This is a genomic window from Pseudanabaena cinerea FACHB-1277 (genome assembly GCF_014696345.1).
In the GTDB taxonomy this organism is placed as follows: Bacteria; Cyanobacteriota; Cyanobacteriia; order Pseudanabaenales; family Pseudanabaenaceae; genus Pseudanabaena; species Pseudanabaena cinerea.
The window spans coordinates 81087-95001 of sequence record NZ_JACJPY010000002.1 but is presented as its reverse complement, the minus strand read 5'-3'; the positions used below and the strand labels follow the sequence as shown (position 1 = coordinate 95001).

Genomic DNA, 13915 nt, shown 5'->3' with positions numbered 1-13915 from the left:
ACCATAATAATATTCATTATCCATCCCTAAACAATGATTACCACCTCCTTACCCCTACCCTTAGAAAAAACTGAATCCAAACGCAATATCGTCAATCTGGTCAATGTTTGCAAATATTACGGTCAAGATGACACCTTGGTGAAGGCGCTGGATGGTGTTAGTTTTACGATCCAAGAGGGCGAATATTGTGCAATTATGGGCGCTTCGGGTTCAGGTAAATCTACCTGTATGAATATTATTGGCTGTCTCGATACTGCATCCGCAGGGCATTACTTTTTGGATGAACAGGATGTATCAGGGATGCAGGATGCGGATTTAGCGCGGGTGCGGAATCTGAAATTGGGATTTGTGTTTCAGCAATATCATTTATTGCCACAATTATCGGCGATCGAAAATGTGATGTTGCCGATGGCCTATGCTAATGTGCGCCCCAAGGAGCAGCGCGAACGGGCGGCGCTAGCATTAGAGCGTGTGGCTATGGGCAATCGCATGAATAATCGTCCTAACCAAATGTCGGGTGGACAGCAGCAAAGGGTGGCGATCGCGAGGGCGTTGGTGAATAATCCTGTAATGCTGCTTGCCGATGAACCGACAGGGGCGCTAGACTCTCACACCACTGCTGAGGTCATGGAGCTATTTGGCGAGTTGAATGCCAGTGGCATTACGGTGGTGATGGTGACTCACGAGGCGGATGTGGCAAGAAATACTCGCCGCATTATTTGGTTTCGGGATGGTCAAATTGTGAACGATCGCTTAGCACCTGAAAATTTAGGGCATATTTAATACTAATTCACAAAAATGAGACAACACTTTTGTGAGTTAAAAACCAATGATAATCCTGACGTACAGAAACTAAATCCCTGTAGAAATGATATCTTCACAACTTACTGTCGGGCTTCAACACTAGAAAAACCACTGTTGCATACGAGAAATGTCGTAGATTTACCATTACCCAAAGATGAAACCAAAAACCGCTTCGTGATTACCCCCTTATTGTCACGAAGATTAGCATTAACATCTTTAACAGTTCTACCAGTATTATTGGTAGCTGTAAAAGCAACACAGCCTGATTGATTAGATTGTTTGGTTGAGACTGGTAGGTAAACAGTTGTTAATTTAGCTTGAGAAATAATTTGAACCTGATTAGTAGTGACGGCTGCGCTTATAAGTAAATCAAACATATTTTTTAGGGGTGTTTGGGATTGACCAATAATCTTAAACTTGGAGGCTTCCGTCACTCATCCTGTAAATGGATATAGTACGGAGCTTTGGTGTGTGAGCTAAAACCTGGCATTACCAAGTTTTATGGGTTTACGACTTTTCCTCAAAGTCTGGGGCATATGCCTGTAACAGGGTACTAAGCTGCGATAGGACTGAATCTTTGTTTTTAGAGCCAAAGGTTGAGCGATCGGGGAAAAATTCAGGACGATCAATATTACGGGCGATCGCCTCTTTGACCTGTTGGGAGATCAAATGCTGAAGATCAGCTAATGCCCTTTCCCTTTGATAGTTTGCGCCCTGCTCGGTGGTGGCATAGAGGGGTGGCAGGCGATTGAGGGCATAGGCGGCAATATCCCCCAAATCTAAAACCTTATTGGTAGTTGCCTCAATCTCGGCAACCCGCGCCACTGCCTCACTTAGTACCAACTCTTCCATTACGTTAATAAATTGTTTGCGCGGTACTGCCACCACTTCCCCAGTCAGCAAAGCCCCCATCAAACGATCTAACGCCATGTACTCTTGGACAGACAGTTCAAAAGCACTGTCACAGATCCGCCCCACTTCGGCTTCCATGGCTGGAGTTAGGTAGCCATCCTGCAAAGCCTGCTCAACGATCAACTCAATGCTAGTCTTTTCTTGATTTTCCACTGTGATCTCTGTTAATAACGCTAATATCAACTTTCAAAATAGAGCTAGATTTCATTTTGAAAATCGTAATACCAATTCACTAAAGCTTGACGACACTTTTGCGAGTTAACAACCAAACTCAGTAAGGGTTTTGCAATTAAAAGATGGCTGACATCTCTCAATTGGTTATAACCGCTTACAGCACTTTACGCTTGTGAAACCCATGAAAGTATAAATACATATAAATACATTTTCACGCATTTTCCTAAACTATGGTACTTCAATAGGGATAATGGTGTACTCAGGCAAAGACATTTGGAAATGATCTTTTTGGCTAAGCATTAAAACTAATCTGGCGATCGATTGAGGCTTGACTGCCAAGTCGCTCCAAGGGATAGCAATTTCTAAGCATTGCTCAAACCCAATCTTTGTGTGAGTTGCGATCGTTTTCCAACGAAAGTCTTCCAAGGATTCTTGCAGATGAACTGATTTATCGGCAAAATTGATCGCTAAATGATGGCGAAACAAATAGTTTAGTGGCGATACATCAGGCATATCCCTTAGTCTCACTGGACTATTGGGGTGTATCCTTTGGGGATAAAACCACAATAGATGCAGTTGACTCGGAAATACATTCTCTAGATTACTAAATTCTAGGCGTAAGTAACAATAAAAATGATCGTATCCATACCACAGACGCTTGACGGGAGATGTTTGGTGCATGGTTCCCCTAGCGCCACTGATTTCGATCTGTCCTGCGCCCTGCCAGTCATCTTTGTCTAATTTGCCATTGATGCTCGGGTTGATCAGGTTGGTGGGGCGATCGCTGCTAGGAACATCATGGGGTTCGAGGGGATAGAGCAGGGCATGGGGTACGGGTTCATTGACAGCACGGTACAGGACTTGCAGATGTTCGCGAAATAAGCGATCAAACATGGCATCGTCATTGGAGCTATGCCCTTCACCAAACCACCAAAACCAGTCTGAGCCTTCGGCTGCCATCATGCTATCCCATGCTTCAGGGTTATTTTCAGGGGTAGCTTCGGGGTGATTGGCAAGGACTTGGCGGGCTTCACTGAGTAACTCCCAAGCCCGATTTTTGACGGGATCGCCAATCCAAGTGGTGAAGCTGGAGTCAATCCATGAGCCGCTATGGAGTTGGTGGGGGGGGATTTTTTCAATGGGCGGATATTTTTCTAGATATTCAGAGGCGGTGACAAGTCGGAAGTTTTGATTTTGTGAAAGGTTAGTGTAAAGGGTATTTAAAAAGGGGTTGCCATCTTGGGGATAAAATTCCCAGCAATTTTCACCATCAAGGGCGATCGTGACCAGCCAAGGCTGCCCTTCGGGATGCTCGGCTAGATATTCATTTTGCTGTTGCTGAATTTTGAGGAGGCGATCGCATAGGTCATCGCTGGCGGCTTGGGGCAGTAGTGCGCCATAGTTAAAGCCAATCAGGTCAGAGAGCAGGCGATCGCGAAAAACAATTGCCAAGTCACCATGCACAGTTTCAAGGCGATAGGGCTGATAGAGCAGATGGGGCGCATTGATCGATCCCCTCTCGTCGCGGCGAAAATAATGCCCTAGGCTCCAGCCTAAGACCCCTTCATCGGAGCATAACCAAGAAAAGCCCTGCTTGGACACATGGGGCAGAATCGCGGGGCTGACTGACTGCTCCGAGGGCCATAGCCCCTTGGGATCGCGGCTAAAGTGTTGACGGTAAAGATCTTTAGCTTTTTCTAGTTGTAAAGTAATATCTTGCTCCCAGCGAAATCTGTTGTTGGGGAGATACATTTGCGGTACGGCAATGCGCCCCGCTTGGGTATCCGCCAATAGGGGCATGATTGGGTGGGTGTAAGGAGTGGTGGTGATTTCTAACTGCCCGTTATTTTGCATTTGCCGATGTTGCGGCAAGATTCGCGCAATAATTTCCCGTTGTTTACTGTAAATGCGTTGGCGATCGGCTAGGGTGAAGTCTTTGCCCCGCTCATACCATGCCGCAATTTCGGGATCAATTTCGCGGAATAGGGGATCAATCCATGTCAGGTTATGCCAAGCCAAGAGGTCACTAAAATCGGGGGCTTGCCAATTATTCACACACCATTCAATGCCATAGGCTTGACGTTGTGCCAGTAGGTCGGCATAGCGGGGATATGGCTCGATCATCGTCTGGTGATTGGCATCAAAAAAATGCTCAACTATAAAATGCTTTTGCGATCGCGTTAAGGTATCGACAGGTGTAAGGGTAAGTGCTAGATAAGGGTCAAAGGCATCTCCTGATACATAGTCTTGAAGTTGCAAAATCAGGGATGGGACGAGGTTGATCGTTTGATGGAGCTTGGGGTATCTTGACAGTAATAGCGCTATATCTAAATAGTCTTTGACTCCATGCAAGCGTACCCAAGGCAAGTGATATTTACCAGCGATCGCGCTTTTGTAGAGGGGTTGATGTTGATGCCAGATGAATGCGATATGTAAAGGATATGACATAGTTTAACTGGCGATATTGCTGGTCAGGACTTCTAAAAATTGTGACATACCTCATCCTAGTTCGATCTAAAGACAATATTTAAGTGATCCATGGCACAACAGGTGATGCTGAAACATTAAGATGATCAAACTCTATTTTTCAACTAAAAAAAGATAAAAAAACAAAAAAGTGGTAAAAACCTCCAAATACAAACCTGAGATTGGCATCAAGCCTAAATTATCATTAGCCTTGGCAGCCTGTTTAAGTTTTCTATTGATGGCTTGCGACACACCTGTGGCTTCGGATCAAATTAGAACCCCTGACTCACAACCGATCAAAACCACCGCACCTACTCAACCTAATGCAGTGGTTGATCCCGCCCAATATTTACCGATTGCGGCGACAGTCAATATTGCTGGACGTGAAATCCAGCTAGAGGTGGCAGCCACCGCCCAACAACAAGCTCAAGGGCTAATGTTTCGTCCGCCTCTGCCCGACGATCGCGGGATGTTATTTCCTTTTACGCCTGCGCGTCCTGTTGCTTTTTGGATGAAAAATACGCCTTCACCACTGGATATGATCTTTCTGCTAAATGGCCAGGTACAGGCGATCGCCCGCAATGCCACTATGTGTGTGAGCGATCCTTGTCCGATCTATCCTGAAGGTGGGGTTATGGCGGATAATGTAATTGAGGTACGCGCTGGACTAACTCAGGAGTTGGGCTTAAAAGAAGGCGATCAGGTAATGATTAAATTTTTATTGCCAAAAAACCAATAATCACTATAATTCTAAGATTGCAAATTTTCATGGTTTAGACCCTAGGGTCTTGATTTAGGCATCTCTCTTGAGTATGGTAAAAGTAGCAGTGGTGAAATTTGAGTGAGCGTAGAGTTAAAAAAATGACAGCAAGCAGAGCCAGAGTCTCCGAACCGCAGCGATATCCTCAACCTCGCGATCGCCAAGGTAAGCGTCTGCCCACCCCTCAACAGGTGAAAACTCGCAATCCTAACCGCAATCTCAAGCGTTTGCCAAGGACTAATCAGTTTCCTTTGCCTTTATGGTTAAAGCTGCTAATTACCACTCAAAAGTTAGCGATCGCCTCAACGGTGTTATTGACTGTGGCGGTTTTTGCGATTTACGGCTGGACAGTCTATGCCCAAGAACAATGGAATCAGCAATATAAAAAGTTAGAACAACTAAAGCGCCAAGAGCGACAGCTAACCAATGCCACTGGTGCTTTTGATAATGAGAGATTACAGTCTATTCAAAATAAGCCAGGGGAGTTAGTACGCGAACGTCCTGAGCAGTCTTTGTTTTTGCAAGCCGCGCCCCTGCGTCCTAAGCGGGAGGTGCCTGCGACAGTTTCCGAAGTGCCAAAACAAAATCATAATGAAAGTCTAGGCTATTGATCAAATCGCCTTTCGCAAACACAATCGCTAAGCACTAAATTCTGAGAGGATAGTTGTGAAAAAGTGAATACTTGATCCCGTACCTATAGGACTTACGCAAGAGACCTTGAAATCCTGATTCTATCGTAGGGGCAATTCATAAATTGCCCCTAATTTTGACCGTTTTGCGTAAGTCTTAACCTATTGTGCTTTTCTATTCATCGATCGTAAACTATGCTTACTTCTATTATTTTACCTGCATACAATGAAGAAGAACGAATTTTGTCGTCTATTAGTCAACTTAGGGTGGAGTTGCCATTGATATTGCCCGCAATTGAGGGGAAACAATTGGGCGATCGATTTGAAGTGATTGTGGTCAATGATGGTAGCGGCGATCGCACTGGAGAAATTGTAAGTGCGTACATTAGCCAATTTCCTGATTTTGAGTTGAGATTGATCAATCTTCAGCACAATATGGGCAAAGGCTATGCAGTCAAAGTTGGCATAGAAGCCGCTAGGGGCAAATATGTCTCATTTATGGATACTGACCTATCGACCCCAATTACGGAATTACCCAAATTAATTGCGGCAGTTCAAAACGACTACGCGATCGCCATTGGTTCAAGGGCTTTACCTCAGTCTCAGATTGTGCAGCATCAGCCCCTCTATCGCGAGTTGATGGGCAGAATTTTTAATATGCTAGTGCGTCTATTTGTAATTAATGGTATCCATGACACGCAATGTGGCTTTAAAGTATTCCGCGCCCATACTGCAAAGCAAATTTTTGGGTTACTACAAACTACGCGCTTTGCTTTTGATGTCGAAATATTATTAATAGCGCGAGAGTTAGGTATCTCCATCTGCGAAGTGCCGATAACTTGGCATAATTCACCTAACTCTAGTGTGTCCCCATTGCGAGACTCTTGGGAAATGTTTTATGTCTTAGTACAAATGAAGCGCCAAGTCCGCAAACATCTACTAGAAAACTACACAGAAACAAGTGTATTAAGTAGCTAAACCAAGAGATAATTTTGCCCGCGTAGCGGACGGAACTATTTCTGGGTTTAGATTTTAATTTATGTTGAGCTACTCACATGGAAACTAAACTTTATCAAGAAATGTATGAATTAGAGTCTCAGCATTGGTGGTTTCGTGCCCGCCGCGAGATTCTGACCAGTCTAATTTGGCAATATTTGCCCCAAGGCAAGATCCTTGATGTTGGCTGTGGTACAGGTTTTATTTTGGAAGCTTTTAAAACTGAATCTGCTAGTAAATATGAAGCTTGGGGAATAGATATTGAGGCGATCGCAGTTCAGGTTTGCCATGATAAGGGTTTAACTCAAGTTACGCAGGGGGTTCTCGAAAAAAATAGTTTGCCAGAGCATGATTTTGACCTCGTAATGTTTCTCGATATGATTGAACATCTGGATCATGATTTATCAGCTTTGCTCATGGCGAAGCATTATCTCAAGCCCCAAGGTCAAATATTAATTACAGTCCCTGCCTATCAGTTTCTTTGGAGCGCCCATGACGAGATTCACCACCACAAACGCCGCTATACTAAAAAAAGTCTTACGGAATTGTTAAATCAAGCAGGATATGAAATCGTATTTGTGTCCTATCTCAATACATTTCTATTTCCTCTGATTGTGATCACTCGTTTAGTTGGCAATCTCAATCAGCGTCACCATAGCTCCGATGCTAAGCTCCCATCAACCTTAATAAATAATCTGCTTTATCAAGTGTTTAAACTGGAAAAAAATTTACTATCACAAATATCATTGCCTTTTGGTGTTTCGATTGTTTGTTTGGCAAAAAATCGCTTCCCATAGACAAAGCAGATTGGAGATATTTTTGTATTCCTCAAAGCCTCAATAGACTGTCCATTCTACAAAGTAATTATTTATCTAAAACTATGGGGCTTAGTTATCTAAAGCAAGATTTCCACTCAAAACAGTTAAATTTAAGACAACTTATTAATGGATTATTGCTTGGCTTGGTTTTAGTGGGAATTGCCGCGATCGCAATTATACCAATGCTTATCCACGGCTATCCGATTACCCATTCCACGCAATTTAATCTAAGTTGGGCATTTCAATATCAACGTCAATTTGCAAGTGGACAGCTTTATCCGCGCTGGTTAGAGTTTTCTAATTTTGGCTTCGGTAATGCCACTTTTGTCTTCTATCCACCAATGTTAATGATTGCTACTCTGCCCTTTAGTCTTTTGGGAATGGATGTGCCTTCATCTTTGATAGGGAGCATGGTATTAGCAGCTTTTACCCTTGCTTGGGGGATATACCTCTACGCAAAACTGTACTTCCCCTCTTGGTTGGCTTTAGTGATTGCTGGTTTAGCAGTAGCTTCGCCCTATTTTTTGATTGATATTTATCAGCGTGGGGCGATCGCTGAGGTTTGGGCGATCGCCTTCATTCCTTGGGTATTGCGAGCCACTTACAAACTCATCGATCAAATAATTAATCAAGTTAATCAAGCTCCTGTAACGTTCAGTCAACCCAACCATGCCATCAGTTTAGCGATCGCTTGGGGAATGATGGGGCTATCGCATCTACCAACTCTGTTGATTAGTTTTTTAGTCTGGTTACTAATCCCTCTGTGGTTGCTCAAAGACTTACTCAAGCATCAAGATCAACAAGATCAAACAGAGGGGGCTAGTAGGACGCGCCAGCGATTTATCGTTAATATCGGCAATTATGTTGTTGCCGTGGGACGCTGCTATCTCAGTGCCATTTTGGGCTTTGTGGGAATTAGCTTTTTTCTATTGCCGATTATCTGCGATCAGCAACTGGTCCAAATTGCATCGATCAATTTCTCACCTGAATATTTACCACAAAATCGCCTGCTCCTAGATGGCTTACATAGCTTACATCCTCATTTCGCTAGCCATTGGTTTGAAACCAGTTCAGGCATGATTCCCTACTTTGGACTAATCGTGACGGTGCTGCTAATTGGGGCGATCGCTTGGCTAATTAACCGCAATGACTCTATGGGCTTATGGTTGAGCATCAGTGCGATCGCCTTACTAATGACAACTGACTTAGGGGCATGGCTCTATTCATTTGTTCCCATATTGCAAAAAATTCAATTTTCTTGGCGGTGGTATGGTCTTACGGTCACGACAATACCGATGATTTTGGGTGGTCTAGGTTGGCAAATATGGAACCAAACTTTTGGTGACGTGGCTTCGCCGCATCACCAAAAATTAGTTCCTTGTATTATGGTGCAGCTCTTATTAAGAAAATCAACCCAAATATTTATCACAGTTCTCATCATTGGTTTGACATTGACTAGCTATATATTCACAGACAAAATCGTATTTCAACATACTGGATTCGATCCCGCCTTGGTGACTAAATTTACAACTCTTGCTAGTCAAAAAGAATTTCCCAAAGAACCAAATGTGGAAGGGCAAGGTACATCGATACTCTGGTGGCATTGGCGCTTTGCTGATGGTTTGGCGATCGTTGATGTGCCTGAATATCGCGCTAAGGAAGTAACAATGCCGATGCCCCCCGATCGCACTTATCCACTAGCGAGTTATGCCGAGCCCGATACCGCAGAGTCGATCCAAATTCAGTCATGGCAGTTTGGACGGAGGCAAATTTTGGTGGAGAATCAATCTCTGGGCAATGAAGGCGATCCTAATCAATCTAATAAATATTTAACTTTGCGAATGTTTTATTATCCTGCATGGCAAGTGTGGATTGATGATAAAAGCGCTCTCCTAGATGCAAACTCGCAGGGACAAGTACAGGTTGCCATTCCTCAAGGTCGACATTTATTGCGGTTGCAGTATGTCGGTACTCAAGCCGAACAATGGGGAAGCAAGATTAGTTGGGCGATGGCTATGGTTTTGATTTACATTGTTTTGCGCGCAAATTTTCTAGATCCAGTTAAATCCTGAAAATGGGCTGTTCGGTAAAAACCACATTCTTTGATAAAAGGCTTGGGGTGATAGGGGCAGACCCAACCAGATCGGCATGAAAAATATTTGTGCTGAAAATATCGCCGTCATAATTATGACAGCGAGAATTTTGCCCCAAATCTGCTTTTGTTGATAGAGGGAATTAGTTAATATGGCTAGAGCAATGAAGCTAAATACCGAAGGACTCATGTAATGGTAAATAAATAGGCAACGCTTGACGATAAACCAAGGGAAATAGTTGGCGGCATAGCCCACTGATACATAGATTAGGGCTGGACGCATTTTCACAATTCCCCAACAGGCGATCGCGATGACCGCTAAGGTCGATAGCCACCACAAAATCGGATTGCCCAAAGCATGGACATTCTGCCAAACATCGCCATCGGCATGGAAATAGTAAGCAACAGGACGCATCGACAAAGCCCATGACAGAGCGCTTGAGCAGTATGGATGGATCGGATGATCGGGTGTGCCAATAGAACTAGGCGATGTATTCCATTGGTAAATATATTGGTTACTCATCGCTAAATGTTTACCAAAAGCCTGAAGCCATTGCCAGCCTGTGGCATTAGGAGCAAAGGTTTTTAGTACCATGATTACGTGGGGAGTCCATTGGAGGATGTAAGCGATCGCAGGCATAATCACAAAACAAACCAAGTATTGATACCAAGGCAAAGTCCCTAGGTCTGCCAATTTACCGAGTTTGATGCTGAGATTTATATTCATCTTTGATAATAATTTTTGAATTAGTGGATTTCTTGCCAATAAGGCGATCGCGATCAAAATCCAAGTCATTAACCAAAAACCAGCACCATTCCATTTGACCCCAGCACAAAAACCAAGCATAATCCCTGACAAACTCAGCATTAGCCAACGTGACTTTGCTTGATGTGCTAATTGACTTTCTAAACCTGTCAACAGAAAAATTTGTGATCCTAGTCCCAGTGCTACCAGAAAGACATTTAATAATCCATAGCGCGACTCTACCAAAAGCAAACCATCGGCAAAGGTCATTATCCCCGCCAATATGGCTAAAAAAGTCTTTGAGGTAAGACGATAGACTAGCCCCGTCACTAGCAAAGGAATCGCCGCACCGATGACCGCACTGGCAACGCGATCGCCTATTTCGTTATGTCCAAATAACACAATTCCCAAAGCAATCAAGTATTTACCTAAGGGCGGATGTGCATCGTTGGATGGTATCCCCAATAAATAGTTCTCGGCAAACTTAGGAAAATGCACCTCATCAAATACAGGATAGGGAAAGCGATCAAGATCCCATAACCTTAAAGAGAGGGAGGCTAGAAATACAAATAGCCCCCCTACGATTAACAGCCAATTGTACTGACCTTGTTTGGTTAACATAATTTGTATGAATTTTTTTGCTAATTCTACCGCTATTTTAGCTTTGCTTATTACTTTACTATGCTTGATATTGCTGATTCAAAGGATAATATTGAACTCCAATACAGACAAAATATTGCCTATAGTTAATAACAATGAGACTAACTATATTACTGTCAATAAATTTAAATCTGATAGCAAGCTAATCAAACGATTAAACTATCTTAATTTTCCATTTTCAAATTTTAGACTATATGAAAATTTAGATATTCTAACTAAAATTTTGCCTTTTTTCTTTGTGAATAGAATGACAATTTTTATACTCAACTTTACATTTTATATATCAGAAAATAGTGGCAAACTATCTATACTTGAACATCTTAAAGCAATATGGAGTAAGTGGGATACAGCAAATTATCTTTCAATTGCACAGCATGGCTATCAAAATACTGGAGATGAAAGATTCTTAATTGTTTTTTATCCATTATATCCTCTCTTAATAAATATTTTCAACAGACTTATAAATGATTATTTCCTGTCAGGATTAGTTGTATCTAATATATTTTTAATTGTCGCTTTATTTTATGTTTATCGACTTATTCTGATGGAACTAAAAAATGATGAAATAGCATTTAATACAATAAAATATATCCTAATATTTCCTTTTTCATTTTTCTTTAGTATAGTCTATACAGAAAGTCTTTTCATGTGTCTATGTATTATGACTTTCTATTTTTTAAGGGAGAAAAATTGGCTTTTGTCAGGATTTCTAGGTTTACTAGCTGCTCTTACAAGAACGCAGGGAATCCTTTTACTGATACCTATTATCACTGAAATAATCTATGAATGTAAAAATTTAAACAATTTAAATAAAAAAAGTCAACCCAGCATTAATAAAAAATATTTTGTGACATATTTGCAAATGATGATTAGTTTACTACTTGTTCCATTTGGCACGTTTGGGTATCTATTACTCAACAAATTTGTGTCTGGTGAATGGTTGACGTTTCTAACCTATCAAAAAGAGCATTGGATACAAAATTTTGGCTTTTTTGCAGAGAACTTAAAAAATGGCTTTATAAATATCTTTGCCCTAGGTAAAATTATGGCTATAAATGTATGGATTCCACAAACATTTCTATTTTTTTTATCCTTCTCAATACTTATACATACATTTAGAAACATGAGAATATCCTATGCATTATTTTCCTTTGCTTACATTCTTATATCATTTTCGCCAACATGGCTGTTAAGTGGATCTCGCTACATTACGGGAATGTTTACCCTATACATAATGTTGGCAATTTTTGTTTCCAAGTATAAACATCTTGAGAAATATCTGGATTTTATTACAACCATGCTTCTCTGTTTTTACTGTATACAGTTCTCGTTATCACGAGTATTTTAGATAAGACTAAATACAGGATAGGGAAAGCGATCAAAATCCCATAATTGAAAAAAGAGAGGCTAGAAATACCAATAACCCTCCCCCGATTAATAGCCAATTGTACTGACCTTGTTTGGTTAACATAATTAAGTATCTCAACATAGTTATAAACTAAACCCAGATGCCTTGTCGCCCGCTTAGCGGTTGGCACGACAGTCTGCGTTTTAAGTATAAGTAATAGATGGAAAGTTCCAGTCATATTTATTGGGAAATACAAAGTTAGTAAAGGACATAGAAATACTAATGTCGAGGGATTTGACAGCGTGCCACCAACCAACGGGCATAAAGATCGCATCCCCTGGTTCGAGGGTGACTTCAATAATAGGAATCCTTTGAAATAGGGGATATTTTTCATAATCGGGATTTTCGATATCCACTTCGCTGAATACACCGCGATAGTTGTACAACATATGGGTGTAATGTGGTGAAATAATTTGCCATACCTTGCGACCATAAACCTGCACAAAGATCAGATTTACAGGATCGTGATGCAGAGGCGTAATTGTTCCCCCTGAGCCAAACCAAAAGAAAGCTTTACCATCGGTATCCTGAGGATCGAGATATTCAGGAAATATCTCTAGATCATTGAGCAATCCGCGCAGTGCTGTTTTTTCAAGATTGCCGTTATTTGCCACCATATAATAATCATTAGTTGCCCCACCTTTTACAACAGCATCCACATAATCTGCCATTTGCATTTTTTGGCGATGCTTTTCGATATTGATTTCGTAAAGGCGATCGCTGTTACGATCGCTCTGAACTTCTATTTCAACTTGTCCAAAATTAGTTTTTAGATATTCAGGATTCCAAAGTGAAAGGGCTGCCCAGTTATTGGTGATCCCAGTAAGGATTAGAGGCACATTTTTAGCATAATAATTTTCTAGAAAATCGTTGCGGCTAATCTTTTCTCTGCATTCAATCGATTGTGATTGTGGGGATAGTGATGCTAGGTCAGCAAGAATGCTAGCGTGGGATTCGTGTTTTTTTAGTAGTTGCAGAAATTTCTGCCCCGCTTGAAAATAAGGATTTTGACTAACTGTGGTTACTTCTCGGTTAGCCGCGCTAGGGCTGATACCGTGATTTATTAGCTCCTGCACAAGCCAGCGATCGCCAACCCCAGCAAATTTGTTGTCCGCGATCCAACGCCTCAGCTCATCGGTCATGGGCGCTGAAGTAACTTGAATTTGTTGCGAAAAGTAACGCGGATCAAACGTTGAGAAGTGTTGTTGTGTTTTGGGGATGGATGATTTGGGTGGCATAAAATCCTCTAGAGAATTGTTAAATAACCTCGAATTGGGGTGTGAGTTTTTAGATAGATTTTATCTAGGTTAATCATTGCTTAGACAAAGCTTAGGCAAAATTGGGAGACTGCATAGTCAATCAAGTTGCTCTAAATCTACAAATTAACTGCAAACTTAGATCAAAGCTTTTGCAATTTTTGCCTCTGGCTTGGGTAGTATATTGCAGTCAGG

At 41.8% G+C, this 13915-nt stretch carries 12 protein-coding genes; 7 read left to right on the top strand and 5 right to left on the bottom strand.

Features of this window, described 5'->3' with window-relative positions:
- Positions 1–33: 33 nt before the first annotated feature.
- Positions 34–783 carry an ABC transporter ATP-binding protein gene (locus H6F44_RS01200; protein ID WP_190349089.1) on the top strand — a complete coding sequence of 250 codons (750 nt, stop codon included), beginning with the start codon at positions 34–36 and terminating at the stop codon, positions 781–783.
- 101 nt (positions 784–884) lie between these two features.
- Here the strand turns inward: H6F44_RS01200 and H6F44_RS01195 are convergent, their stop codons facing one another.
- The 3 genes from H6F44_RS01195 to H6F44_RS01185 form a co-directional block, all read right to left on the bottom strand.
- Positions 885–1181 (bottom strand): hypothetical protein, encoded by a 297-nt coding sequence (locus tag H6F44_RS01195; RefSeq protein ID WP_190349088.1) that lies wholly within the window; start codon positions 1179–1181, stop codon positions 885–887.
- Between the two features lie 130 nt (positions 1182–1311).
- The gene (locus H6F44_RS01190; protein WP_199301940.1) at positions 1312–1794 is read right to left on the bottom strand and encodes a late competence development ComFB family protein; all 483 of its coding nucleotides are present in this window, start codon (positions 1792–1794) and stop codon (positions 1312–1314) included.
- Positions 1795–2118: 324 nt separating this feature from the next.
- Positions 2119–4338, bottom strand: a complete 2220-nt coding sequence (locus H6F44_RS01185) for a glycoside hydrolase (RefSeq protein ID WP_190349086.1) — start codon at positions 4336–4338, stop codon at positions 2119–2121.
- A 169-nt stretch (positions 4339–4507) separates the two neighbouring features.
- Here H6F44_RS01185 and H6F44_RS23720 point away from each other — a divergent pair, with 169 nt between their 5' ends.
- From H6F44_RS23720 to H6F44_RS01160, 5 genes are all read left to right on the top strand, one after another.
- The gene (locus H6F44_RS23720) at positions 4508–5095 is read left to right on the top strand and encodes a DUF192 domain-containing protein (RefSeq protein WP_322096146.1); all 588 of its coding nucleotides are present in this window, start codon (positions 4508–4510) and stop codon (positions 5093–5095) included.
- A gap of 122 nt (positions 5096–5217) precedes the next feature.
- Entirely contained in the window at positions 5218–5727 is a 510-nt protein-coding gene (locus H6F44_RS01175) for a hypothetical protein (protein WP_190349085.1), read from the top strand.
- Between the two features lie 213 nt (positions 5728–5940).
- Complete coding sequence (locus H6F44_RS01170) at positions 5941–6723, top strand: dolichyl-phosphate beta-glucosyltransferase (RefSeq protein WP_190349084.1); 783 nt, start codon at positions 5941–5943, stop codon at positions 6721–6723.
- Positions 6724–6800: 77 nt separating this feature from the next.
- Entirely contained in the window at positions 6801–7538 is a 738-nt protein-coding gene (locus H6F44_RS01165) for a class I SAM-dependent methyltransferase (protein ID WP_190349083.1), read from the top strand.
- Positions 7539–7621: 83 nt separating this feature from the next.
- Positions 7622–9631, top strand: coding sequence for a hypothetical protein (locus tag H6F44_RS01160; RefSeq protein ID WP_190349082.1), 2010 nt, complete (start codon positions 7622–7624; stop codon positions 9629–9631).
- Here H6F44_RS01160 and H6F44_RS01155 read toward each other — a convergent pair.
- Positions 9611–11017: a phospholipid carrier-dependent glycosyltransferase gene (locus tag H6F44_RS01155; RefSeq protein ID WP_190349081.1), complete on the bottom strand. Its 1407-nt coding sequence runs from the start codon at positions 11015–11017 to the stop codon at positions 9611–9613. The two genes, H6F44_RS01160 and H6F44_RS01155, sit on opposite strands and share 21 nt — an antisense overlap.
- 7 nt (positions 11018–11024) lie before the next feature.
- Here H6F44_RS01155 and H6F44_RS01150 point away from each other — a divergent pair, with 7 nt between their 5' ends.
- Complete coding sequence (locus tag H6F44_RS01150) at positions 11025–12404, top strand: mannosyltransferase family protein (protein ID WP_190349080.1); 1380 nt, start codon at positions 11025–11027, stop codon at positions 12402–12404.
- Positions 12405–12607: 203 nt separating this feature from the next.
- Here H6F44_RS01150 and H6F44_RS01145 read toward each other — a convergent pair whose 3' ends face one another.
- Positions 12608–13702 (bottom strand): cupin-like domain-containing protein, encoded by a 1095-nt coding sequence (locus tag H6F44_RS01145; protein WP_190349079.1) that lies wholly within the window; start codon positions 13700–13702, stop codon positions 12608–12610.
- Between the last annotated feature and the right edge of the window lie 213 nt (positions 13703–13915).